Annotated in this window: 21 protein-coding genes and 1 pseudogene; 2 read left to right on the forward strand and 20 right to left on the reverse strand. The window is 37.1% G+C overall.

Annotated elements, in window-relative coordinates; genetic code table 11:
* Window positions 1-226 precede the first annotated feature (226 nt).
* The 3 genes from AC3ISE_RS22690 to AC3ISE_RS22700 form a co-directional block, all read right to left on the reverse strand.
* Window positions 227-847 (reverse strand): recombinase family protein, encoded by a 621-nt coding sequence (locus AC3ISE_RS22690; protein WP_489224437.1) that lies wholly within the window; start codon window positions 845-847, stop codon window positions 227-229.
* A gap of 1,047 nt (window positions 848-1,894) precedes the next feature.
* Complete coding sequence (locus tag AC3ISE_RS22695) at window positions 1,895-4,072, reverse strand: heavy metal translocating P-type ATPase (RefSeq protein WP_489224438.1); 2,178 nt, start codon at window positions 4,070-4,072, stop codon at window positions 1,895-1,897.
* Window positions 4,073-4,480: 408 nt separating this feature from the next.
* Window positions 4,481-5,008 carry a GNAT family N-acetyltransferase gene (locus AC3ISE_RS22700; RefSeq protein ID WP_489224439.1) on the reverse strand — a complete coding sequence of 176 codons (528 nt, stop codon included), beginning with the start codon at window positions 5,006-5,008 and terminating at the stop codon, window positions 4,481-4,483.
* Between the two features lie 183 nt (window positions 5,009-5,191).
* Between AC3ISE_RS22700 and AC3ISE_RS22705 the strand changes: the two genes are divergently transcribed.
* Entirely contained in the window at window positions 5,192-5,710 is a 519-nt protein-coding gene (locus AC3ISE_RS22705; protein ID WP_489224440.1) for a sigma-70 family RNA polymerase sigma factor, read from the forward strand.
* 182 nt (window positions 5,711-5,892) lie between these two features.
* Here the strand turns inward: AC3ISE_RS22705 and AC3ISE_RS22710 are convergent, their stop codons facing one another.
* From AC3ISE_RS22710 to AC3ISE_RS22770, 13 genes and pseudogenes are all read right to left on the reverse strand, one after another.
* Complete coding sequence (locus AC3ISE_RS22710) at window positions 5,893-6,024, reverse strand: hypothetical protein (protein WP_489224441.1); 132 nt, start codon at window positions 6,022-6,024, stop codon at window positions 5,893-5,895.
* A gap of 13 nt (window positions 6,025-6,037) precedes the next feature.
* The gene (locus AC3ISE_RS22715; RefSeq protein ID WP_489224442.1) at window positions 6,038-8,461 is read right to left on the reverse strand and encodes a heavy metal translocating P-type ATPase; all 2,424 of its coding nucleotides are present in this window, start codon (window positions 8,459-8,461) and stop codon (window positions 6,038-6,040) included.
* 262 nt (window positions 8,462-8,723) lie between these two features.
* Window positions 8,724-8,930, reverse strand: a complete 207-nt coding sequence (gene copZ, locus AC3ISE_RS22720) for a copper chaperone CopZ (protein WP_070875174.1) — start codon at window positions 8,928-8,930, stop codon at window positions 8,724-8,726.
* Window positions 8,931-8,943: 13 nt separating this feature from the next.
* A complete protein-coding gene (locus tag AC3ISE_RS22725; protein ID WP_070875175.1) occupies window positions 8,944-9,291 on the reverse strand; it encodes a metal-sensitive transcriptional regulator in 348 nt (115 codons plus the stop codon).
* A 300-nt stretch (window positions 9,292-9,591) separates the two neighbouring features.
* A complete protein-coding gene (locus AC3ISE_RS22730; protein ID WP_489224443.1) occupies window positions 9,592-10,596 on the reverse strand; it encodes an ABC transporter ATP-binding protein in 1,005 nt (334 codons plus the stop codon).
* Window positions 10,589-11,560, reverse strand: coding sequence for an ABC transporter ATP-binding protein (locus AC3ISE_RS22735; RefSeq protein ID WP_489224444.1), 972 nt, complete (start codon window positions 11,558-11,560; stop codon window positions 10,589-10,591). Before AC3ISE_RS22735 ends, AC3ISE_RS22730 begins: the two co-directional genes overlap by 8 nt.
* Before the next feature lie 3 nt (window positions 11,561-11,563).
* Window positions 11,564-12,421 (reverse strand): ABC transporter permease, encoded by an 858-nt coding sequence (locus AC3ISE_RS22740; protein ID WP_489224445.1) that lies wholly within the window; start codon window positions 12,419-12,421, stop codon window positions 11,564-11,566.
* The gene (locus AC3ISE_RS22745) at window positions 12,414-13,391 is read right to left on the reverse strand and encodes an ABC transporter permease (protein WP_489224446.1); all 978 of its coding nucleotides are present in this window, start codon (window positions 13,389-13,391) and stop codon (window positions 12,414-12,416) included. The genes AC3ISE_RS22740 and AC3ISE_RS22745 overlap by 8 nt, the downstream gene beginning before the upstream one ends.
* A 78-nt stretch (window positions 13,392-13,469) precedes the next feature.
* The gene (locus AC3ISE_RS22750; RefSeq protein WP_489224447.1) at window positions 13,470-15,263 is read right to left on the reverse strand and encodes an ABC transporter substrate-binding protein; all 1,794 of its coding nucleotides are present in this window, start codon (window positions 15,261-15,263) and stop codon (window positions 13,470-13,472) included.
* A 24-nt stretch (window positions 15,264-15,287) separates the two neighbouring features.
* Window positions 15,288-16,037 carry a PIG-L deacetylase family protein gene (locus AC3ISE_RS22755; protein ID WP_489224448.1) on the reverse strand — a complete coding sequence of 250 codons (750 nt, stop codon included), beginning with the start codon at window positions 16,035-16,037 and terminating at the stop codon, window positions 15,288-15,290.
* Window positions 16,038-16,435: 398 nt separating this feature from the next.
* A pseudogene (locus tag AC3ISE_RS22760) lies at window positions 16,436-16,834 on the reverse strand (RidA family protein).
* A gap of 30 nt (window positions 16,835-16,864) precedes the next feature.
* The gene (locus AC3ISE_RS22765) at window positions 16,865-18,157 is read right to left on the reverse strand and encodes a dicarboxylate/amino acid:cation symporter (protein WP_489224449.1); all 1,293 of its coding nucleotides are present in this window, start codon (window positions 18,155-18,157) and stop codon (window positions 16,865-16,867) included.
* 63 nt (window positions 18,158-18,220) lie between these two features.
* Window positions 18,221-19,369, reverse strand: a complete 1,149-nt coding sequence (locus AC3ISE_RS22770; protein WP_489224450.1) for a threonine synthase — start codon at window positions 19,367-19,369, stop codon at window positions 18,221-18,223.
* 143 nt (window positions 19,370-19,512) lie between these two features.
* Between AC3ISE_RS22770 and AC3ISE_RS22775 the strand changes: the two genes are divergently transcribed.
* Window positions 19,513-20,382 (forward strand): LysR family transcriptional regulator, encoded by an 870-nt coding sequence (locus tag AC3ISE_RS22775; protein ID WP_489224451.1) that lies wholly within the window; start codon window positions 19,513-19,515, stop codon window positions 20,380-20,382.
* A 351-nt stretch (window positions 20,383-20,733) separates the two neighbouring features.
* On the opposite strand, the gene AC3ISE_RS22780 is transcribed toward AC3ISE_RS22775, so the two are convergent.
* From AC3ISE_RS22780 to AC3ISE_RS22795, 4 genes are all read right to left on the reverse strand, one after another.
* Window positions 20,734-21,360 (reverse strand): nitrite reductase, encoded by a 627-nt coding sequence (locus AC3ISE_RS22780; RefSeq protein WP_489224452.1) that lies wholly within the window; start codon window positions 21,358-21,360, stop codon window positions 20,734-20,736.
* Window positions 21,361-21,765: 405 nt separating this feature from the next.
* Window positions 21,766-22,752 (reverse strand): 2,3-diaminopropionate biosynthesis protein SbnA, encoded by a 987-nt coding sequence (sbnA, locus tag AC3ISE_RS22785; RefSeq protein WP_489224453.1) that lies wholly within the window; start codon window positions 22,750-22,752, stop codon window positions 21,766-21,768.
* A gap of 30 nt (window positions 22,753-22,782) precedes the next feature.
* The gene (locus AC3ISE_RS22790; RefSeq protein ID WP_489224454.1) at window positions 22,783-23,553 is read right to left on the reverse strand and encodes a ParB N-terminal domain-containing protein; all 771 of its coding nucleotides are present in this window, start codon (window positions 23,551-23,553) and stop codon (window positions 22,783-22,785) included.
* Window positions 23,554-23,579: 26 nt separating this feature from the next.
* The gene (locus AC3ISE_RS22795; protein WP_489224455.1) at window positions 23,580-24,779 is read right to left on the reverse strand and encodes an MFS transporter; all 1,200 of its coding nucleotides are present in this window, start codon (window positions 24,777-24,779) and stop codon (window positions 23,580-23,582) included.
* Between the last annotated feature and the right edge of the window lie 150 nt (window positions 24,780-24,929).

A 24,929-nucleotide genomic window follows, 5' to 3' on the forward strand; every position in this document is an offset into this window, starting at 1 on the left:
TAACGATCAAAGACTCACTTTTTATTTTCCATTTTAATTCAAATAATAATTGTCTAAAAGTTGTAACTTCTAGACACTTATGTTTTTTATTTATTATTTATATATATTTAAGTAGAAATCACTCTAAAAGATAGTCTGTAATTTGAAGTATAAAAGATTATTGATTTCAAGACAAAAGGAGCTTAATAATATAAATTGGTTATGCTTCTTTGCCGAGTTTCTACTATTAAATAGTGAACTTTTTAAATCCTTTTTCATGTTCATTAACCAACTTATAAAAAGTAGTCTTTTTTACACCTAATTCTTCCATAGCTTTTACAGCTGTCATCTCTCCAGCCTTCCACCTGATATAAATTTCATTAAAGTCTTCTGTAGCCTGTATTTTTGGCCGTCCAAACGTTACACCATTCTTTAAAGCAACATCTATTCCTTCACGCTGCCGTTTTCGAATGCGATCTCGTTCTTCCTGAGCCATCCAGGAAAGTATCTGTAAAACCAAGTCAGCAATAAATGTTCCAAGGCTATCTTTATATTGAGTAGTATCAAGCAACGGCATATCCATCACAACAATATCTGCTTGAATATTTTTTGTAATGTCATTCCATTCCTGAAGTATCTCTTCTTTATTCCGGCCAAAACGATCCAGCGAATGAATGTAAAGAATATCTCCTTTTCGGATCATCCGTTTTAGCAGCTGATATTGTTCTCGATTGAAATTTTTCCCACTTTGTTTATCCAAAAAGATATCTCGTTCGTTGAGACCATTTTCCAGCATGGCTTGAAGTTGACGTCCTTCATTTTGATCTTTGCTGCTTACTCTTATGTATCCAAATTTTCTAACATCCATTTTTTTACTCCTTTTCCCTTTTCTTTCTCTAATTCTATCAAATCCGTTCGAAAAAGTGTATGTAAAAAGGAGAACGTTCGAATAATATTTTTATACTTAAACGAACGGAAAAAAGAAATGAAATAATAAAAAAATAACCCGTTCGAAAAAGTGTACTTTTTCGAACGGGATAATATATTTATATATATGTTTTTTCGGCATTTAGTTGATTATAACAACCAATAATATTAGACATGATTACAAGGTCATTATTTTGTTACATATAAGAAAATAGCTACAAAATAAATTGATATGTGCAAAATGAAATATATTCTTCCAAAAACAAAAGTATTGCCTTTATCTTTGCAAATAATACCAAATAACCAATTCAAACAATCGTTAGTATAATATACACCGGTTAAACAGCAAGTAGTGAAAGGTCCATAGTGTAACTCCCTGTGTGTAAATAATTATATTTTAACCTTTATGATTTAAGTAATATACTAGTCTTTAAACTAAAAAAATATTTAAGATATTGTATTATGCATACTTTCTAAATAATGGTACATGCCATCTTCCGATATATCACTGCACATTGCTGACAATGAGCATAATTATGTTTTTTTACATAAATTTCAGCAAGCTGCACAAAGCTCGAAAAACTGCTGGACAAATGGGCTACTATTTGCCAATGGTTCTGCAGTATAAACATTGTTATAGAAATTTTATAGCAAATAAGCAGAAGCAAGCATGGCTTGTGATGGATATACTTTTTTAGTCTTTATGTATATGAGTCCCTCAAAATAACCCCACTTAAAAAGAGCTTATCCCATTTAGGGGATAAGCTCTTTTTATGAGTTAGGAATATATTCATTTTGTTACCATCATTTATCAGCTGGTGATAATTCATTTTCTGATACCCATTTATGATTTAAACTTCTTCTCCGCCGGTAGTAAGAGTGAAATCAACTATAAGCGGTCGTACCATCCCTTTAAAATCTATATAGAGGTTTCTTGATAAATTAGTTGGGAGAATGGGTCGGTCAATCCCCTTAGGATTTTGACCGACTATGCTTTTAATAACTTTGCGTTTATAGCAACTATTATCGTGCTAAGTGACATAAGAATGGCACCGACCGCTGGACTTAGTACAAAACCTGTTTGATATAGTATTCCAGAGGCCAACGGGATGGCAATTATATTGTATCCTGCACCCCACCATAGATTTTGAATCATCTTTCTGTATGTCTTTCTGGATAATTCGATGATTTCAACAACATCCTGCGGATTGCTGTTGACTAGGATGACATCTGCTGTCTCAATTGCAACATCAGTACCTGCTCCTATGGCAATCCCTAAGTCGGCATTCGCTAGGGCCGGTGCATCATTTACACCATCTCCGGTCATAGCCACTTTCTTATTTCCCTGCTTGATTTCTTTTATTTTTTTTGCTTTTTCATGAGGCAGCACTTCAGCGTAAACTTCATCTAAGCCAACCTGCTTTCCTACATAATTCGCGACCTGCTTGTTATCACCCGTTAACATGATGGATTCGATATTCATTTCCTTTAAATTTTGTATGGCTTCTTTGGCACTTTCTCTAATTTGATCAGCAAGTGCAATCATACCCGCAAATTTGCCGTCAATTATCGCGAAAATCACCGTTTTGCCTTCCGTTGATAGTTCCTTATATTTTTCCTCAGGATAAGGTAAGTTTTGTTCCCTCATATAACCTGGACTAACCGCAAGTACTTCTTTGCCATCCACTCTTCCCTTGAGCCCTTTACCTTGCATATATTCAAATTCTTCAGGATCGGGTACTTTCATCTCTTTTTCTTTTACACTGTTTAAAACTCCTCTGGCTATTGGATGTTCAGATTGCCCCTCTAAAGAGGCTACCATTTTCAATACTGCATTATCGGTATAGCCGTCTGCTACAATTAGGTCTGTAATTCCAAATTCACCCTTCGTCAAGGTGCCTGTCTTGTCGAACACAACTGCATTAATTCTTCTTGCTTCTTCGAACTGTGTACGATTGCGGATGAGCAAGCCTTTTTTCGCTGATATAGCTGTTGAGGTTGCTATAACCAAGGGGACAGCCAAACCAAGTGCATGAGGACATGCAATAATCATGACTGTTACCATGCGTTCTAAAGCATAATTAAAGGAAAAACCGGCAATAAGCCACCCGACTAAAGTTAAAATCCCAGCTCCTAGGGCTATATAAAATAGCCATTTGGCGGCTCTATTGGAAAGATCTTGCGTTCTTGACTTTGATTCTTGGGCTTCCTGAACCATTTTAACGACTTGGGAAAGATAGCTTTCTTCCCCTGTATTTTTCACTTCTATCGTTAGTGCACCATCACCGTTAACGGAACCTCCTGTCACTTCATGGTCTTGTGACTTTTCAACTGGTACCGACTCGCCAGTTAACATTGATTCATCTATCGTGGAGCGTCCTTTTTTTATGATGCCATCCACTGGGACTCTCTCTCCTGGCTTGACCAGCACCTTGTCTCCAGGTGACAGGTCGGATACAGGTACATCAGCAGTCCCCTCATCTGTGATTTTATGTGCCTCGGATGGCATTAATTTGACAAGCTGTTCTAAAGCGTTCGATGCACCCATCACAGACTTCATCTCAAGCCAGTGTCCTAGAAGCATGATATCAATTAACGTGACAAGCTCCCAATAATAATCCATTCCCTCTAATCCGAATACAGTCAATGTACTGTATACATAAGCAACAACTATCGCTAAAGCAATAAGGGTCATCATTCCTGGATTCTTTTGCCTTATCTCATCAATGGCTCCTTTTAAAAATGGATATCCCCCATAGAAGAATACAAAAGATGAAAGTAAAAATAGAACTATAGAATCGTATGGAAAAGTAAATTCAAAGCCGAGTAGTGATTGTATCATGTGAGATAGGAAAAAGACCGGCAAGGAAACAATAAGGGAAATATAAAAGCGCTTCTTGAAATCCTCTACCATATGACCATGGTGATTTCTATGTCCTCCATGTCCGCCCCCATGTTCATGACTCCCGTTATCATGTTGATGTTTATGGCGATTTCCCTTTTTTTCATGTTCTCCATCCATTACATGGTTGTGGTGGCTATGGTCATGATGACTCGCGTGGTCTTCGTGATTGATGTTATGGTCTCTGTGAATATGAGGCACATATTCATCATTCTTAGTGCTACTATTTTTTGGGTTTTGATTATGGCTTCGATGTTCTGACATTATTTCCTCTCCTCCTATATTTATGATTTCCAATTATTTTCCCTAATCAAAGTAAGTTTAATACCAATTATGCATTAGAATAAAGCCTGACTTTTTTTTGGTCAACTCTTGGAAAGCTTGAGGAGACAAAGATTGATGTGAACCTGTTAAAGAACTGACAATACAAAAAAACAAATAATAGCATTTTTTTCTTTTTGCAGGTGAATGATTTGCATTAGCGTATGGTGTTTTACCAGATATTCAAGGGGGTTTTTAAAAGCACATAGCTGATTTCCAAACCCAACTAGTTTTTTTTATTGGTTATCGTTGCTCATTAGCCAAGAATCAGTTTTTATTACACCGAAAATTCAGAATTTTAATAGTGTGGTCCCTCAATAAAATGGTATACTTTCGGTCCAACTTATTGCTTTATTTTTCTTGTGGTATTTTTCCTTCAATAGATAGTCGAAACGCTTTTACAATAATTCCGTCATCCGCAGGTTGAAAGTCAAATTGTGGAATTCGCACAAAGCCTATACGTTCATAAAGCCGCATAGCAGGTTTCATAAAATCTGCCGTGTGTAAGCCTATGTACTCTGAACCTTTTGCTTTTGTTAGATGAATACATTCTTTTATTAATGCCTCACCAACACCTTTGCGTCGTGACTGCGGAGTGACTGCAAGCATTCTTATTTCGGGATAATCCAACATATCCGCAAGCCCTTTGTAGGCATCTGATTTTGCAGGAAATAAAGCAACACTGCCTACCACTTCCCCATCTAATTCAGCAACCAGAAGTTCAACTCCATTTTGTTCATCTGCATCTGACGATATGGCTTTCCTAAGAGCCTCCCAATGCCCTTCAGGAATGCTTTGCGTGTGTTCTTTATACGCCATTACTCTTTGTTTTCGAATCATTTCGACTTCATAACTTAACGCCTTACGAACTTTCACCATCCTATCCACCCTTTCCCTTACTACAATTTGCTTTCATTGTAACTCTATATGTCTATTAATCCAACCAATGAACCTCCCCGGCCTTGAATAAATATAATCCTAAAAAACCGTAAAAACAGAATGCAACACTTACCAATATATGTTAATATTAATATAAAGCTAAAACGAAAGTTACGTGATGGAATGATGAAGCAAACAGCCTGCTTTAAAGATGACGATCAACTTACTAAGCTAATAAATACATATAGTATTAGTCTGAAAAAACTGGCTTGGAGATATATAAAGGATCATCATCTTGCTGAAGATATTGTTCAAGAAGTATTTATTGCATATATCACTCATCTTGACCATCTTAGAGAAGAACGCTCAATTAAAGCTTGGTTATACAAAGTAACAGAAAACAAATGTAAAGATTATCTTAGAACCGCGTATCATCGATATGTTGTTCCTTCCAATGACTTCCCTATCTCTTATCACTTGACCCCCGAGTTGGAAATGATGGGTCAGCAGACAATACAAGAGCTCCTTCATCATATTTACACCCTTCCAAAAATGTATCAGGAAATTCTCTATCTTTTTTATGTAAAAGATCTAAAACTAAAGGAAATAGAACAACAATTAAATATGAACCTCTCAACCGTTAAAACGAGACTTCTTAGAGGAAAGTGTTTATTGAAAATCTCAATGAAAGGTGAAAAATGAAAAAACATTGTAAGAAAAGGAAGCCAGGAAAGCGAGTATCATTAATTAACTGGACATAAAATGTTCAGTTTTTTTGGTCCTTAACTAATGCTGTCCTAGGGATTTAAAATAAAAATGGGTCCTGCACTTAACAGGACCCGGTAAACCAGCAGGAGCAAATTAATCGACCTTACGAACGGCTGTTAATTATCATGCTGTTCCATCTTGGTATGATCGGCTTCATCTGCAGGTTCCCCGGCAATAGAAGTATAGGCATAATACGAACCCACAACCACAAGAAGATAGGCAATTGCTGAAAGCACCCATTTTTTCATTTGATTCTCCCCTTTATAATTTTACTCTTTGCAGACGTAGTGCATTGAGTACGACAGAAACCGAACTGAATGCCATTGCTGCTCCTGCTAGCCATGGAGCAAGTAATCCTATTGCGGCAACAGGAATACCAAGTGCATTATAGGCCAATGCCCAGAACAGATTTTGTTTGATATTGCGGATCGTCATTTTACTCATTAGAATAGCATCTGCAATACTATTTAGATCCCCTCTCATGAGCGTTATATCCGCAGCTTCCATGGCAACATCCGTACCGGTTCCAATTGCCATTCCAATGTCGGCCACTGCCAGTGCCGGTGCATCATTAATTCCATCTCCAACCATCGCGACCTGTTTTCCCTGGGCTTGTAGTTTTTTCACTTCATCTGCTTTTCCTTCGGGAAGTACTTCGGCAATCGCCATGTCAATTCCAACTTCATTTGCAATTGATTGAGCCGTTCGCTTGTTGTCTCCTGTAATCATAATTACTTCTATTCCTGCATCTTTCAACCGTTTAATCGCTTCTTTTGACGTTTCCTTTACTGTATCAGCCACTGCTACGATTCCCATAAACTCTCCGTCAACCGCAACAAGCATGGCTGTTTTTCCGTTATCCTCAAGATCTTCCATTCTCTTAAGGATAAAATCAATAGAAATGTTATATTTCTGCATCAGCCTTCTTGTACCAATTAATAATTCATGATCATTCACAATTGCCTTTATTCCGTGTCCTGGAATCGCTTCAAATTGTTGTGGATCATGTAAAGAGATTTTTCTGTCTTTAACGCCCTGTACAATGGCTTCCGCCAATGGATGTTCAGATTGTCTTTCCGCTGATCCAACAAGTGTAAGGAACGTTTCTTCATCCATATTTCCTTCAATGATAACATCAGTTAATACTGGCTTTCCGTTCGTTACTGTACCTGTTTTATCCAAAATCACCGTGGTGATTCGGTGGGTTCCTTCAAGATGTTCTCCACCTTTAAATAAGACTCCATATTCTGCTGCACGGCCCGATCCTGCCATGATGGATGTCGGTGTTGCAAGTCCGAGCGCACACGGACAAGCAATGACGAGAACAGCAATGAGTTTTTCAAGAGCTTCGGCAAATTCTCCGGGGCTTATCCATAGATACCAAACTAAGAAAGTAACGATAGCAATTCCTACAACGATTGGTACGAATATACCTGAAATTTTATCCGCTACTCGCTGAATAGGTGCTTTTGAACCTTGAGCTTCTTCTACTACTTTTATTATTTGAGCTAAGGCTGTATCTCTTCCTACCTTTGTTGCTTTCACTTTTAGGAAACCATTTTTATTGAGTGTTGCACCAATAACTGAATCTCCGATTGATTTACTGACAGGGATACTTTCACCCGTTATCATCGACTCATCCATGCTTGAGCGTCCTTCTACAATCTCACCATCAACAGGTACTTTCTCACCCGGTTTGACGTATACGATATCCCCAACGACAACTTCTTCTAAGGGGATTTCAATCTCAGTGCCATCCCGTAAAACAATGGCTGTTTTTGCTTGAAGACCCATTAATTTTTTAATTGCTTCTGAAGAACGGCCTTTGGCACGAGCTTCAAATAATTTCCCTAAAATGATTAAGGTGATTAAAATGGCACTTGTTTCATAATATAGCTCCACCATATGAGCATTAGATCCTATTGATAGGATAGATTGATATAAGCTGTAGAAAAAGGCTGCTGATGTTCCTAACGCTACTAACACATCCATATTGGCACTTTTATTCCGCAGGGCTTTATATGCTCCAACATAAAACTGCTTACCTATAATAAATTGCACAGGTGCGGCAAGAGCCAGCTGTATCCATGGGTTCATAAACATTTCAGGTACATAAATAAAAGACGTGAATTCAAAATGCCCAACCATCGACCATAATAAAGGAAGTGATAACATCAATGAAAAAATAAATTTCCCTTTTTGTTTTTCTACTTCCAATGCCCGAGAATCGGCTGTCTCCTTACTATCCTGCTTTAGTTTTGCCTCATATCCAATCTTTTCAACTTTCTTGATCATGTCTTGAATACTGACTTCTGTTGGATTATATTCGACTGTTCCAGATTCAAGCGCTAAATTTACTGATGCACTTTTAACTCCCTCAAGTTTGTTTAACCCTTTTTCTATACGGGTTGCACATGCAGCACATGTCATGCCGATCAGGTCGAGCTCAACTTTTTCTTTAACCACATCATATCCAAGGTCACTAACCTTTTTTTCAAAATCTTCAACGTTTGTTACCTCAGGGTTATACAAGACCGATGCCTTTTCTAAAGCTAAATTAACATTTGCATTTTCAACGCCCTCTATTTTACTTAAGCCCTTTTCGATGCGGGTTGCACATGCGGCACATGTCATCCCGGAAATGGGTAACTGAACTTCTTTTAATGCGGCTGCTTCACTGCTCATTATTATCACTCCCTTATTTAATTTAAAAACAAACTGTATATTGAGCAATATAAAATGGGAAAATGTTCTTCTGTTTTTATACTATACCCCTCTACCCTATATGTCAATCACTTTTTCGCCAAGTTTTATTTATTATTTCTTATATTTTTTTATGTAGAAGAAATTTCATTCTAATAATAAATGTTTTGTGGGTAATACAATAAAACAGAACGCGCTCATTAGGCACGTTCTGTTTTATGAATAATGACCTTATCAAAAAATACTATTTAACATCATAACCTTGATCGTCAATGGCTTCCTTAATTTTCTCTAAAGACACCTCTGCAGCACTGTACTCAACATCCACACTGCCATTATCAAGATGTACGTTAACCTTTGAAACGCCTGCTAACTCCCCAACACTTCCTTCAATTGCTTTCACACAATGTCCACAAGACATGCCTTCTACATTTAAAGTTACTTTTTCCATGTTCAACATCCCCTTATTTTTTCATTAATTTTTGAATCGTAATGAGAACTTCGTCTAAAACTTCCTTATCTCCTTCTTGAAGGCGATCAACGACACAGCCCTTTAAATGACCTTCTAAAAGAATTTTAGCTACACTGTTTAATGCAGATTGAGTAGCAGAAATTTGCGTTATAACATCGTCACAATACGTATCTCTTTCGATTAAGCCCTTTATTCCGCGGATTTGTCCTTCTATACGATTTAATCTTGTAACGAGGTTATTTTTCACTTTATCGGAATGATGACTTTTTCTGTCACTTTCGCTAGCACAGCAGTTTTCTTCTTCTGGTAAGAATGCATTGTTATTTAGTTCAGTTACCATATGGTTCCCCTCCTTGCAATCATATTATATTATACCCCCGTACAGTATGTAAAGAGGGAAGTACTCAAATTTTGATGAATATGAAATTTCTGTAGATGTATCATAAAAACACGAATTTATGCTGGATTTTTATGTTCTCAAGTATGACCTCTTGTCCGATCTTTTTTACAAATTTATGAAATGCCTTATTTTTCTTATTTATTGGTCCATTTCTATAAATTATAGTTTTGCACCAAAATCAAAGCCTCTATTCACAAGCACTTTTTCTTCTTTTATTATCCATACCTAACCTTCTGTCCCTTAAGATGTCTTTTCCAATAAATGAGTATGGCAATGGCAGGATACAGAATGACCATTGTTCACTTCTTCCAGTTCGGGAATATGCGTTTGGCAAACACTCTCTTTATGTGGACACCTCGATACAAAAGGACAACCCTTTTCATTCTTTGTAGAATCGACTTCCCCATCAAGAATCAACTTTTCTCTATTCTGGATAAAGTAATTCAGGTCCTTTACAACGGCAACAAGTGCTTTTGTATAAGGGTGAGAAGGATGCTGGATTATTTTTTTCGTTGGACCTATTTCGACAATTTTCCCTTGATACATAACGGCAATCCGATCACACATGTAACTGGCTGTTGATAAATCATGTGTAATAAACATCATCGTAAGGCCCATTTTTTTTCTCAAATCCAATAAAAGATTTAAAATACCAGCTCTTACAGATACATCAAGCATGGATGTAGGTTCATCTGCAGCTATAAAGGACGGTTTTAGTATGATGGCTCTTGCAATAGCAATTCTCTGCCTTTGTCCCCCGCTTAGCTGATGAGGGTATCTGTAAATAAAGTCTTCGGCAGGTTTTAACTCAATTGCTTCAATGGCTTCAATTACTCTTTTGAATTTTTGTTCATATGGCAAGTCTTTTTCATGAGCATCAATTGGTTCCAATAATATATCAAGAATTCTCATCCCTGGATTTAGGGTGTCATAAGGATCCTGGAATATCATCTGCATTTTTCTTCTGAATTGATTCGTTTCCGAATCTTTTAGATTGCAAAGATTAACTCCATCAAAGCTAATTTCTCCACTTGTTTCTTTCATCAAACGCATGACCATTCTTGCAGTTGTCGTTTTACCGCAGCCACTTTCACCGATTATCCCTAAAATTTCGCCTCGTTTTATTTCGAGATTTACGTTATTGACAGCATAAACGTCAATTTTTTTTCTTTTTAAAAAGGTTCCTGATTTTTTAATAAAAGTTTTTTGCAAATTATTCACTTTTAAAAGAATGGAATTATCCATTATGTCCTTCCTCCTCTAAAAAGCAGGCTGTAAAATGACCGGGCTTTACCTCTTTAAGCTCTGGGTTTTCTTTTCGGCATTTTTCAAAAGCGTAAGGGCACCTTGTATGGAAACGGCAGGAATTTGGAAAGTTCACCAGATTCGGAACGCTGCCTGGTATAGACACCACTTCTTTCTCCGGTTCACTTAAATCTGGTGTGGCATTTAAAAGTGCCTGGGAGTATGGATGTCTTGCATTTTTCAAAATATCTTTTGTTGTCGCCCATTCCACAATTCTACCAGCATACATAATAGCAATTTTATCGCAGATGGCTGTTACCATTGGCAAATCATGAGATATAAGAATAACTGAAAGATTCATTTTCTTTTGGAGGTCTTTGATAAGGGCAATAACCTGTGCTTGTGTTAAAACATCCAAGCCGGTGGTTGACTCATCTGAAATAACCAATTTCGGATTACATGCTAATGCCATTGCAATGGCCACTCTCTGTTTCATTCCTCCGCTGAATTCGTGAGGATAACTCTTCCATCGTTCACCATCAATACCCACTAATTCAAGAAGAGTCTTTGTTCGATCAAGTGCTTCCCTTCTATTGACATCCTCATGAAGTAAGATAGATTCCATTATTTGATCCCCAACTGTAAAAATAGGATTCAAAGCATTCATCGCACTCTGCGGAATAACAGAGATCTCTTTCCATCTTAGGTAATAAAGTTCACTCTCTGTAGCTCTCAAAAGATCTTTCCCATTTAAGAGAACACTTCCGGAAATCACTTTTCCGGGATACTCTATTAATCGTAAGATGGATTGGGCAACTGTTGTTTTTCCACAGCCTGATTCTCCAATTAATCCGAGCATCTCCCCCTCATCTATCGTAAAAGACACATTCTCTACTGCCTTAGCAATGCCTTTATCCGTTTTAAAGTAGGTAGAAAGGTTTTCTACTGATAACACGGTACTCATGATTTAACGCTCCTTTCGTAAACGAGGATTCAATATCTCTTCAAGCGAATAGCCTGTAAACGCAAAACCAATGACCAATGTAGTAATCAATACTCCTGGCGGCAATACCCACCATATCCATGCATCTGTTAAAAAAGCTCCTCTGGCTTGCGCATAATATAAAATGGTTCCCCAGCTTTTTGTAAAAGGATCACCAAGACCAAGAAAACTCAGGGAAGCTTCGGTTAATATTGAGTTGCTTGCAGCGAGTACAAATTGCGAAAGCGCAATAGGTATAACACCCGGTAAAATATGACGGATGAGAATGACTTTAATATTTGTACCAATAGATTTTGCAGCCTCAACGTATCCTTTTGTTTTTAATGTTAATACCTGTGATCTGATTACCCTGGCCGGACTTGCCCAGGTAAGTAAACTAATAACAAGTACAATATTCCAAAAGCTTGGACCAATGAATGCAGCTAATAAAATCATAAGCGGTAAAAATGGAATCACAAGCACTAAATCTACCAGTCTCATAAAAAATGCATCGATCTTCCCGCCAAAGTAACCTGAAATAACCCCAACAATACAGCCAAGGAGAATGGATATAAAAGCAGCAATGACGCCTATTAATAATGAAATCCTTGTTCCATATAAAAGTTCACTTAATATGTCCTGTCCTACATCATTTGTCCCCAATAAGAATTGACCGTTTGGTTTGGAAAAAGGAGGTCCTACTCGTTCAGTTGGATCGAATGGGGCAATGATTGGTGCAAGGAGAGCAATTAGCAAAAAGATAATTAATAGCCATAAACCAAACAGGCCAAGACTGTTTGAGGTAAGTACTTGCCAATATTTCTTCCATTTTTGATTAACCATTGCCGCTTCCCACCTTCGGATCAATTAAAGGATAAATTAAATCAGCTAGAAAATTAGCAATAACTACACTGAATGTAATAATTAAAAATGTTGCTTGAATAAGTGGATAGTCTCTGCTCAAGACAGATTCAAACATTAATCGCCCGACACCTGGATAGGCAAATACCGTTTCAATTACTGTTGCACCGCCCAATGTAAACCCTAAGCTCAACATAAATACTGTTGCAACAGGAAGGAGTGCATTTCTCATCGCGTGTTTATATTTAATAACCTTCTCTTTTACGCCCTTTGCCTTTGCCATCATAATATAATCTTCGCCAATGACATTCAGCATAGAATAGCGCATGATCATAAAAGTACTTGTAACGGATATCAAAATGAGTGTGGCTAAAGGGAGGATGAGATGCTTACCGATATCAATCAATCTCTCGATGCCCGAGAGGTTAGACCAAGCACTTTCTGCTCCGAAAACCGGCAGCCATCCTAATTGAGATGCAAAAATAGACACTAAGATCATTCCTACCCAGAAAGAAGGCATTGCACTTAAAAACATGAAAATTGTAAGAAGGTTAGCATCTGTTCTAGATCCCCTGCGCCACGCAGAAATGGCCCCAAACATAACGCCAATAATAGTGGACAGCACAAGCCCGAGCCCTGTAAGCAGCATCGTCCATGGTAGACGTTCCATTAAAAGTTCAGAGATAGGTCTTTTTTGTTGATAGGAATATCCGAAATCACCAGTGAAAATATTTTTAATATATGTTCCATATTGTTTCAAAATAGAGTCGTTAAGTCCATGTTTGTCTAATATTGCCTCTTTTTCAGCACTTGACATAAACCCTACATCTTCACCTGCTAAAAAAACTAATGGATTTCCTGGCATAAGTCGGGGTAATAAGAAATTTAAAGACAGCATTAAAAATATCACGATTAAGTATTGCAATAGCTTATTAGCAATAAATTTTCCCAACTTGTTCACCTCCCATATGTCATTCCTTGAAAAAGTTTTCCCGTAAAAGCACTCCTCTTTTACGGGAAAATACTCTAATTAAAAACCAAAATCATCATTATACTTGTCTTTCTTCTTTTTTCTAAAAAGGAAAAAAGCAATGACACCGACTAACAGTATTGCTCCAAAGACATATAACGAAGTGTTATTGCCATTTCCCGAGGTGCTCGTATTTTCTGTATCAGTTCCTGATTTAACATTTTCCTCTTCTTGATTCTCTGTTTGTGAAAGAGGAGATTTTTCTCCTGAGACAAAAGACAATTTATTGATTATTCCTTTGCCAACCTGAAAGACATATTGATCATATTTTGACGGATCGAAGGCATTCACGATTTCCTGGTAGTAAAGGGTAACAAATGGTGCATCGTCAGCAACAAATGCCTGCATTTCTTTTATTAGATTTAGTCTCTCAGTCTCATCGTATGTTCCCCTTAGTTTTTCACCTAATTGATCGAACTCTTTATTCTTATAGCCGCCAATATTAACGGTCCCAATTGACGGATCGGAATTAAATAGATCATTCATTCTATCCGGAAACAGCTGCATCGTATTGGACCAGCTCCATACACCAAGGTCATAATCTCTTCCTTTACTTACATCGAAATCAGGCCACATTAATGAGTCTACTGTCGTTGAATCCATGGCTTTCACTGTGTTTTTGATTCCAACCTTATTTAATGCTTCTGAAACTAATTCTGCTGTTCTGATTCTAATTGGATTGCCCGAATAAACGAGTGTGGTTAAATCTATCTTTTTCCCTTGCTGATCTTCTCTAAATCCATCTCCATCCAAATCGATAAAACCTGCTTCTTCTAAAAGCTGATTTGATTTTTCTTGATCATAAACCGGTTTAAGATCAGCGTTATAAAAAGAAGAAGAAGGATGAATAAACCCAGGGCTGCCAACTTTGGCAAATCCAAGTAACACTGTCTTCACGATGTTTTCTTTATCAATTGCATAATCAATGGCCTGGCGGAAAGATGTTTCTGTCATAGGGTATTTCTCTGAATTTAATTGGAAAAGGCTGGTACTATATCCTGGGCCCCTAGCTACCTTTAATGCTGAATTACTTTCAAATTGTTTAACAAGTTCAGGGGAGATGCTCGATGAAATTACATCTAGTTCTCCTGACTGAAGGGCATTATACATAGCAGTTGTATCTTCAATAATTGGAAAAATCAATTCATTAATCGGCGGAGCACCTTTAAAGTAATCATCGTTGGATTTCATTTTGTAGTATTGTCCTGATTTATGTTCTTCTAGAATATAAGGTCCGCTCCCAAGAGCATTGGTTTCTTCGTCTGGGTTCGCTACGTCAGACCATATATGTTGAGGTAGGATTGGCAAATCTGCGAGAGGCTGGATCATGAAGTTTGGATCTGCTTGAGATAAAACTATCTTTATGCTTGTTGCACTTAGAACTTCAATCGAGCTGATAATTTTTAACGGGCTGGTAAATCTTGATTTTTCATATTTAATAAAATAGTCCATTGTAAATTTTACATCCTCTGCAGTTAGAGGCTTTCCGTCATGCCAATTAACATTTTCATGCAAGTTTAGTTCATAAGTGAGCCCATCTTCACTTACTTTATAATCTTTTACAAGCCAAGGCTGAGGCTCGTTATTTTCATCCAAGTTAAAGAGAGTATCATAGAGTAAGTTAACTAAATCTAATCCGGGATAACCGGTTATATACGTATAAGGGTTTAATCCATTTTCATCTTGTGTTATGCCTACTTTTAACGATTGGACCGCCTCTTTGGCATGCACTGTTTGATAGTTCGAGATTATTAGTAAAAGTATTAATCCGAGGCTAAGAAACGACTTTTTCATCCTGATTCCCCCTTTGCTTGGGCTTTATTTTATTAACTCCTGCAAATGAAAGTTGCCTTCTCTTCTATAAGCTTCTGCAAGAGCAAAATGTCCGTGAGTTGCAAGGCCGTGGTATACATGGACCGCTTTGTCCAGAACGTTGTGGATTGCTCTTCCTTTTTCATGATAGTTTGAGAGTTTTGAATATCCAGGAGATAAAATTTCAACGGCTTCTGAACTAAGGATTTCATCAAAATGCATACCACTAAATTCCATTTGGCTCTCAAGCATATCCATAGCCTTTTCTTTTTTAACCCAAACATCCGTTATATCTACAACAGTGTTTGGATGATGAGGGGTCATATAGTAGATAGTCGGAATTGGATGAGGCGCTAGTTCTGGCAGCGCTTCTAAGCCAAAATCGCGGCTTGCCAGAGCAATAGATTCCAGCAGAAGTGTCATCGCCGGACGGCGGTCTGGGTCTAAATCATGAAAAGAATGCTCTGGATCCTGTGTAATGATGATATCTGGCTTCACTTCTCTAATGACTTTAATCAGCTTCAGTTTGGATTCGACGCTTAAATCTACAGTACCGTATTGAAAGTTAAGGAAGGATACCTCTACCCCTAATACCTCCGCAGCTTTCTTTACCTGTGGCTGACTGGTCTCACGGCACAGCATAATCGTCGCAAACGATTCTCCGCCACTTTTCACATTTTTAGCCAGTGCACCTCCGCATTCAACCACTTCCATACCATAAACTCCTAAAAATAAAACTCTTTGTCCTTTTGCCATCTTGTTAACCTCCTTTAGTAAAGTACAGTACCCCTCTATCGTATATAGGGGGATAATTAAGACTAATACTATTACGTTTTTAATTGTTTGTAAATATATAATCTTTAGAATATTTTGATCTTTAAGTCTCTTTTAATATTAATAATCAGTAGAATATGACATAGGTTCAGGGAACTTCTTTATTTCTTCAACCAAGGTTTTGGCTAACCAGAGTCGCCCCTGCAGATGCAAAAAACCATAACCAAAAGAGCAGCAAAAGTGTTTGTACTAAATTGGTATATAAAAATCCTTTAAATAAACCTTTCATAACCGTTTAGATGCCCTCTTATTTCACTAAAAAACAAAAAAGCTCCGTCATGAATTTCCTTCAAGACAGAGCTTTTTTCTTCTGGGACTGTTTAAATTGAAAAAACTTTTATTTCTTCTATAAAGGCAATGGCTTCAATTTCCACTTCAACATCTTTAGGCAGCCGAGAAACTTCTACACAAGAACGTGCAGGACGATGATTGCCAAAATAAGAAGCATACACTTCATTTATGTTTGCAAAGTCATTTAGATTGGTAATAAAAATAGTTACTTTTACGACATCGTTTAAACTTGCTCCTCCAGCTTCTAACACTGCCTGAAGATTGTTGAAAACCTGGTGTGATTGCTTTATTACATCATCTGCTATTATTTCCCCTTCTGATGTTAACGGAATTTGTCCGGATGTAAATTATAAGGGACCAATTTTGTAGGCCTGAGAATAGGGTCCAATAGCTTTGGGAGCTTGATCTGTATGAATTTCTTTCCTCATATTTGATCACCTTCTTATCTTTTATAGAACTTATGAGACTATATTCTCATTCTCTTTTTTTACTACTTGATGCATCCGATTTAAGCGTTTATCAATAACACTAGCACAAACAGCATCACCTAATACATTTACTGAGGTTAATGGCATATCGACCAATCTCCATAATCCTAAAATAATTGCAATTCCTACGCCATCAATCGGTAGTCCTACAGCCAGAAATATCATAGAAAGTGACACGATCCCGCCACCGGGGATTGCCGGAGCTCCAACCGAAGCTAATAGAGAAATCAAGATAATCGTAATGTATTGCATGAAACCAAGATCAATTCCGTTTAGCTGAGCTACGAACACAGCAGCAATACCATGACTGAGAGATGCTCCATTCATATTCATTGTCATCCCGAGAGGAAGAACGAAGGAGCTTACATCCTTAGATAATTTTAATCCTTCTTCGCAGCAGCTTTTAGTGATTGGAAGTGAAGCTGCGCTGCTGCAAGTAGCAAATGCTGTACCCATCGCTGGAATCATTTGACGGAAAAAGTGGATAGGTCGTAAACTGGACATGAAAGATACCATAGAACCGTAGGTGATAACTATATAAACTGTTAAACCAATCACGATTGCCGCAACATATTTAACCATAGAACCAACCAAATCCAATCCGGCAGTGCCCATCGCTGTGGCAACAAGGGCAAAGGCAGCGTATGGAATGACTTTCATAAATATGAGAACAAGTTTCATCATCACTTCATTTAACTGTGTGATCAATAGTCTCATGGTTTGGCCTTTTTCCCCAATAAGGGCCAAAGCGATACCAAAAAACAAGGAAAATGTAAGGACTTGTAGCATATTTCCTGATGCCATAGCTTCAATCGGATTACTTGGAATAATATCTAATAAGGTTTCTTTTATTGTTGGCAAATCGTCGGATCCGGATGTTGAACCTCCGTGATCGCCGGTTTCTTCTTGTCCTAGAGAAGCACTTTCCGGTATGTTTACGTTTTTCCCGGGACCTACTGCAATAGCGGTTAAAATACCAATTGTGCAGGCAATAACGGTGGTAACAACAAATAAAGTAATCGTTGTTAAGCCCATTTGTCCGAGTCTCTTCGGACTCCCCGCTGAGGCAAAACTGGCAACTATCGCAGAAAAGACTAATGGGACAACTACCATTTTTATCGCCTTAATGAACAATTCACCGACGGGTGCGAAAATGTAGTTATTTAAAATTTCATAAATCCCCGGAGTAAAAATACTCAATCCCAATCCAGTAATAATACCCAGTAAAATAGCAATAAGTGTTCTTGTGGCTAATTTCATCATTTATCCCCCTTTCATAATAAGCCCAATCTATATTAATTAATTTGGTTTTAGCCCGGTGTTATGTTAAATCCCTTTATAACCGTGTGAAGTAAGCATGAGAAGAACCCGGTCGCTCTCATCAATCTCACCAGATTTAATCAGCTTTGACACTGCCGGCCATGTAACGGCTGCAGAACCTTCAACAAAGAATCCTTTTTTCGCCAAGTGACCTTGAGCTTTTTCTACTTCAATATTGTCGACAATGACAGCCCGCCCTCCCGAAGATTTAAGGGCATGAATTGCTTGATAGGTAACCGTTTCGCCTCCAATTGAAGGCATAAGCCTCGAATCTCCTTCAAATTTTTCTCTATAATCTCTTCCTTCCAGAACATGTGAGATTCGAGCAAATGGTTCTACAGCATATAAACGGGGAATCGAGTGAATCCACCCCATACGCCTTGCTTCTACAAACCCTTCCCAAACTCCCCAGAGTAAATCACCTCTTGTACAGGGTATGATAACGGCAGTCGGAAGCTTATCGCTCATTTGCTCAATAATTTCAAATGCGATCGTAACGTATCCTTGAACGCCAAACAGGTTGCTACCTACTGGAGGGGAGCTGTAGTTAGTGGCAGGATAAGCCCCTTCTTCCTCTACCATCTGTCTTACAATCTCCCATCTTTCCAGGGAATTTGAAACCTTGATAATCTCTGCTCCCGAAAGGCGAATTGCTTTTTCCCATGTTCCACTAAGTTGTGGAGTGGTAACAATTTTACAATTCAGCCCGCCTGCCGCAGCGTAAGCAGCCAAAGATGCCCCCGCGTTTCCACTTGAAGCAGCGATCACTGTGTAACGATTTAGAGAAGCCGCCCTTGCCACGATAAGTGCACTCATCCTATCTTTGTGCGATCCAGTTGGATTTTGTCCTTCATTTTTTATCCAAAGCTCAGGAATTCCAAGTTCGTTTTCAAGACCCTTAATGTTATTAACCGATGTTCCACCTTCACCAAGAGTAGGAAATAAGCGGTAAGGTAAACGATCGGCATAACGAAACATTCCCCTTGCTGATTGATCTATTTTCCATGAATTGTTTTGGTCAAACAATATCCTAAGGCTTGCAGGGAAACTTTCTTGTAGACAACGGGAACAACCTGTTGGGTAATCATCCGGTTCAAACTGCTGCTTACATCGTATACATTCGAAAAGTTTTACTAAATCATTCCAAACGTTCACTTTCTTCCTCCTTTGAAAGTACTATTTTAAATATTTAGAATTTTTAAAATTAATGTTAATCTTAAGGAAGAAGTCCTAATTTGTAAAACGAATATTTTGAATAACTATTATTCGAGTTTTCGATAAGAGGAGGAGGGTTTCATTTGGATATCGATCAGCTGAGAGCTTTTGTTCTCGTTGCCAATACGAAAAGTTTTACTCGAACAGCAGAACAATTAAACATTGTTCAGTCCACTGTAACTACTAGAATACAAATGCTTGAGAGGCAAATAGGAAAGGAGTTATTTAAAAGAGATAAACGAAACATTGCGCTAACCGATGCAGGTATCGTTTTTCTGCCTTATGCAGAAAGAATATTAGAGCTTTCTGATGAAGGGGTAAAGTCGGTACAATTAGATAAAGGGTATAGGGATCATATTGTTATTGGCACAACGCACGCTTTATGGGATTATGTTTTATTCGAGGCAATCGATACTTTCCAAACATTACAGCCGGAAACTTCACTCGTAATGATTACAGAGCATTCAGATATAATAATTAGGAAAATGATGGATGGAATAATTGATATTGGAATAGTTTTCTATCCTGTAAAGCATGCAAAAATAACTATGGAGCTGATGATTGAGGATTCTTATGTTTTGGTGGCAGATCCGCAATTTAACATTGGGGAAACCTTTTTAATTCCAAGAGATTTACGCAATCTATATATACATTTAAATTGGGGAGGGTCTTTTTCAGAGTGGTATCGGCAGATCACATCTAATCAGTTTTTTTATCATCTAGAAGTAGATCATGTTTCACTTCTACTAAAATTTTTAAAAACCAGAAAAGGTGTGGGGTTTCTTCCAAACTCGGTCGCAAAGAGCTTAATTTTACAAGGCCAAGTAATCAATGTACCGTTTGTGACTGACATCCCTGTTCCAAACAGATCAATCTATATGTTAAAAAGGAATCAAACCAATCAAATAAATAACTTAGAATTACTAATGGGATATATAAAGCAAATATTTTAACATCGTTTTCTTCATGTATAATTAGAAGAAGAGCAGACTGATAGTTGCCCTTCAAAAAAATTATTTACCAATATTAATTCTGTATTAAGGTACAGAGTCAATAAAAGTTTCGAAAATGTCTTTCCTATAAAAAAATCCTTGGTCGAAGTTTATAATTCCCTATGGACTTTAACTGCATTCTTTTATTCTTTTCAGAAAAACGCCCCTAAGGGGTTCAGCCGAAGCATGACCCCTAAGAGTTTCTTTTAAATGAAAAACAAACACATTGTTTATTTCTAAGATATCAATAAAGAAAACATATAATCTTAAAGCCAGATAAATATTCAACCCCATCTCTGGAAATCTAAAATATCAGCTGATACTTTCAACAAGTTCATCTTTTCCATATCTTTTTACAAACTTATGAAAAGATTCACGTTTTTTCCCTTGCTCACTGTATAAGTTTATAATTCGGTCAACCTTTAAATACAATTCATCCGGAGACAAGTTTTCCAGAATCAATATTCCCGCCTCTGCGTCCTTTCCTTTTGATTTACCCCCTACATAAAGGCAGTAGGAATCTCTTATTTTCATAACCCCAATATCGTTCACCATCGGCTCACCGCACCCTACCGGACAGCCCGTGTAAGCAGGCTTTACCGTAAAGGGGACAGGCTTACCTGCGATTCTTTTATTAAGTTCAATCGCTACCGGCATCCCTTCTTCTTCTGAACCTTTACAAAAATTGCATGTTCGTAAACTTTTTACATAATTACCTACCGGATAGCAGCTCAGGCCAGCTTGTTCAAACTCAGCAATCATCTCTCCTTTTCTTTCTTCCGGAATGTCAATGTATAGCTGTTGAAAAGTGGTTAACTCAAGTTCCTCTCCTTCTTCAAGATATTTGGCGATTACCAAAAGCTGCTTGGCAGTCAGCTTTGCACCAAAATTAATTCCTCCATTAACCGCAATTTTAATTTTCTTTTCAGCATTTTCCATGCTTTGTTCCCCTTTCATAATATACTCTCGGCATATCCCTTGAACGCTGATTCTTTAAACGACATACTTAAGTTTAAATATGTCAACAATTTTTATTTCTTTTCAGTTTTACGGTACCCCTCTATAGTATACTTTTTTGTTTGATATTCTGTAAATAGTTGATGTATGCAAATCAAATTCCTCATGTTCATTGTCCTTCAAGAACTAGTCGCTGGAAAGATTAAAATCCCTGATATCTTTATATCGGGGATTTTAATCTTAGATTGTCCTATTAATGCTCTGCAGAGTACTTTCTGATTCCTGCAATAAAGGAATATCGTGACGTTTATGAAATCTCTAAATGGGGTCAAATTTAAGTTCAGAAGAAAGGAAAATACATCTCCCTAATAAAAAGTGAACATTTATTCACTGCATTTTTTTGACTTTATTAAACCATTGATCATCATAAACTAAGTCTAAATAACGCTCTCCACGGTCTGGAAAGATTGTAACTATATTAGTTTTGTTTGTCAGTCTGGGAACTAATTTCTTAATAGCTCCGACAACAGACCCTGAAGATCCGCCTGCAAATATCCCTTCTTTATCTAAAATTTCTCGACAAGCTATTGCCGACTCATAATCGTTTACATGGATAACTTGATCAATTTCATCCCTATTTAATAATTCAGGGACACGGCTAGCGCCAATCCCAGGTAACTCTCTTGGTGCTGAAGGAGAATTGAAAATTATTGACCCTACTGCATCTACCGCAATTACAGTCAGGTTTGGGTAGGTTTCTCTTAATCGCCTGCTTATCCCCATAATACTTCCTGAAGTACTAACTGGTGCAATTAAGATATCTAAAGGTTCTCCATTCAACTGCTCAGCCATCTCTCTGCCTGTTCCATAATAATGCGCTCTCCAATTATTTTCATTTGCATATTGATTAATCCAGTATGCATTAGGAGTAGTAGATAATAACTCATTTACTTTTTTTATTCTTGTTTGCAAATAACCTCCATGCTCATCAGGTTCATTCACCATACTAATATTTGCACCAAGGGCCTTAATCATTTTTAGATTTGTTTGTGAGATTTTTGGATCGACAACACAAGTAAAAGATAAATTATGGAATTTTGCTAGTAGAGCTAATGCTATTCCTAAATTACCTGAAGAACTCTCTAAAAGATGGGTCTTACTATGTATCTTTCCTTCTTCCATCCCTTTTCTTATTAAAAACTCTGCTGGTCTATCTTTCATACTTCCACCGATATTAAGCATTTCTAATTTAGCATAAACATTAATATTGGAGTCTGGAAACAAGTTATTTAATTGGAATAAAGGTGTATTCCCAATACAATCCTTAATAGAGTTTATAGTGTTAGATTTAAGTGATTTAACTAGACTTGTCATAATGGATTTTCTCTCCTTTATTAATTGAAATTATGCTTCACAAAGATAAATACTCTCAGAATACAAACGAATCTTATTTTGTAATCGTTCTAGAAGTTGATGCCATTCTGTCTCATTTAGCTTTTCCGAGATAAGAAGATCCAGAGGAATGGATAGATTTAATAAGCGGCCATTTATTAGAAAACGTGTAACACCAGCAGGAAATGTCTTTCCATTCAGTACCCTCCTCTTAAGTTCATTTAAAGTTAAAGCAGGGTATCGGAGTAAAACAAAGCCTTCTTCTGGATATAAACATTCTCCATTCGGAAGTCTATTTACCGAATACCGTTGGCTGTAAGATTCAACCATCTTGCACCAAGTATCTATTTTCTCTTCTTCACTATTAATTAAATCTATAGAAGCGTAACTAACAGTTCCTGTGTAATTAACAATGGCTGCAATCAAAGAGTTATCTAGAGGCTCTTGTGAAGACCACTTTAAAGCCGGCATCTTATATAGATGTTGGAGCCAATCACCTAATGGAACAATATGTTCCCATGCAAAAAGTTGAAACTGCTTCGGTTTTACTATTTGAACAGGTACTCGTTTGCAGCCAAGTTGTTTTAAAGCTGATGTCCTGTGAGCTCCATCAAGAATTAAATATTTATTATCCTCCATTGGAGTGCCCATCAATGGATTTCGTATAACGCCTTCTTTGTCTAGAAGTGTAGCGACTTTGTTTAAGCGTATTTGTTCTGTGGGCTCATGGAGATATAAAGATTCAATGTTTATTAATTTTAAATTAGTAAGTACACTATTCATATAAACACTCCTCTATCTTCATATATTTAAGAAATACGCTCCTTTTTGGATATACTTTTGGAACTTATATGTTTTAGTCTATTAATACCTATTATAGGTAGAATACAAATTATGCTTAAGAGAACCCAAAACCATTGAGGCTTTGATATCTCTATAAATAAATCATATAAAACACCTCCTAACAGGTTACCTAATGATCCCCCTACAGCCATAGCCATATTAGAAAAACCAAAATATGCAGCTAAGGACTCCTTAGGAGCTATGTTGGCCACATAATCTTGAAAAAAAGGGAGTAGCACCATAGAACCGAATGCAATACTAAAGAGAACTATTATTAGAGGCAATATTTGTTCTGAATATCCTAAAATCATAAAAGACAACCCGATAAATATGTAAGGTAAAACAAATATAGCTTTCATACTGCGATCTCTAAACCATTGTAAAACAGGCAATTGAAGTAAAATGATGTTGACTGTAACAAATGAGAAAATCCAGCTTGAAGACCCCGTCAATTTTTCGGAAATAATAGGAAACGTTAGATACAATTGTTGATAAACAAAGTGAAATGGCATTAAGGTGAAAACCAAAAGTATAAAGTTCCTGTGACGAATAATTTTCAGGCTTTCCTCAATCCAAGAAGAATGCCGTTTTAATAGAGGTGGTTTTGGAAGAAATAAAACGATAAATCCAATAACCAAAAATAGAGAACCAGAAATAAGACATAATAAGAAGAAATCTTCAACTTTAAAGAATAAACCTGCTAAAGGCCCCATAACAGTACCTGCATTTTCAACGACATTCATCATAGAAAAGGCTTCTTTGCTTTTTTCTGGAGGTGTGAACATAGTCAATGTAGCCTTTAGGGCTGGGATAAACATGGCACCCCCAAGTCCACTTAAGATAATCGCAATAATAATGAGGAGAGGTTGGTCTGTTAAACCTAACCCTATAAACCCTACTCCACGACAAATTAATCCTGCTATCGCTAATTGCTTATAACCAAATCGATCAGCTAAAAAGCCTCCAAACACCATTAAGCCCTGTTGGCTAAGGATTCTAAGTGAGAGCACAGTTCCTACAAAAGCCAATGAAAAGTCTAGTTGATTTACAAAATATGTAGAGATGAAAGGTACAAACATAAAAAAGGTAAAGAAGGCAATAAACTGAATAAATATAATCAGCCACGTTCCTATCCCAAAGTTAGAAATTAATCTTTTATAAAACAACACGTCCCTCCTTTACTAATTTGTCTTTCCAACCAAATACTACTGATTACTTATGGAGTTTCTACGGAGATTTGATTAACAGTATGTATCATTATTTCTCAATAATATTAAGATTGTTTCGATAGTATTAAGACAAGAGCAAATTTACTC

The organism is Metabacillus sp. KH_069 (assembly GCF_057838075.1).

Coding starts and splice junctions, on each gene's coding strand:
- AC3ISE_RS22690 (WP_489224437.1), bottom strand. CDS start 847: ATGGATGTTAGAAAATTTGGATACATAAGAGTAAGCAGCAAAGATCAA.
- AC3ISE_RS22695 (WP_489224438.1), bottom strand. CDS start 4,072: ATGTCAGAACATCGAAGCCATAATCAAAACCCAAAAAATAGTAGCACT.
- AC3ISE_RS22700 (WP_489224439.1), bottom strand. CDS start 5,008: ATGGTGAAAGTTCGTAAGGCGTTAAGTTATGAAGTCGAAATGATTCGA.
- AC3ISE_RS22705 (WP_489224440.1), top strand. CDS start 5,192: ATGATGAAGCAAACAGCCTGCTTTAAAGATGACGATCAACTTACTAAG.
- AC3ISE_RS22710 (WP_489224441.1), bottom strand. CDS start 6,024: ATGAAAAAATGGGTGCTTTCAGCAATTGCCTATCTTCTTGTGGTTGTG.
- AC3ISE_RS22715 (WP_489224442.1), bottom strand. CDS start 8,461: ATGAGCAGTGAAGCAGCCGCATTAAAAGAAGTTCAGTTACCCATTTCC.
- copZ (WP_070875174.1), bottom strand. CDS start 8,930: ATGGAAAAAGTAACTTTAAATGTAGAAGGCATGTCTTGTGGACATTGT.
- AC3ISE_RS22725 (WP_070875175.1), bottom strand. CDS start 9,291: ATGGTAACTGAACTAAATAACAATGCATTCTTACCAGAAGAAGAAAAC.
- AC3ISE_RS22730 (WP_489224443.1), bottom strand. CDS start 10,596: ATGGATAATTCCATTCTTTTAAAAGTGAATAATTTGCAAAAAACTTTT.
- AC3ISE_RS22735 (WP_489224444.1), bottom strand. CDS start 11,560: ATGAGTACCGTGTTATCAGTAGAAAACCTTTCTACCTACTTTAAAACG.
- AC3ISE_RS22740 (WP_489224445.1), bottom strand. CDS start 12,421: ATGGTTAATCAAAAATGGAAGAAATATTGGCAAGTACTTACCTCAAAC.
- AC3ISE_RS22750 (WP_489224447.1), bottom strand. CDS start 15,263: ATGAAAAAGTCGTTTCTTAGCCTCGGATTAATACTTTTACTAATAATC.
- AC3ISE_RS22755 (WP_489224448.1), bottom strand. CDS start 16,037: ATGGCAAAAGGACAAAGAGTTTTATTTTTAGGAGTTTATGGTATGGAA.
- AC3ISE_RS22765 (WP_489224449.1), bottom strand. CDS start 18,157: ATGATGAAATTAGCCACAAGAACACTTATTGCTATTTTACTGGGTATT.
- AC3ISE_RS22780 (WP_489224452.1), bottom strand. CDS start 21,360: ATGGAAAATGCTGAAAAGAAAATTAAAATTGCGGTTAATGGAGGAATT.
- sbnA (WP_489224453.1), bottom strand. CDS start 22,752: ATGACAAGTCTAGTTAAATCACTTAAATCTAACACTATAAACTCTATT.
- AC3ISE_RS22790 (WP_489224454.1), bottom strand. CDS start 23,553: ATGAATAGTGTACTTACTAATTTAAAATTAATAAACATTGAATCTTTA.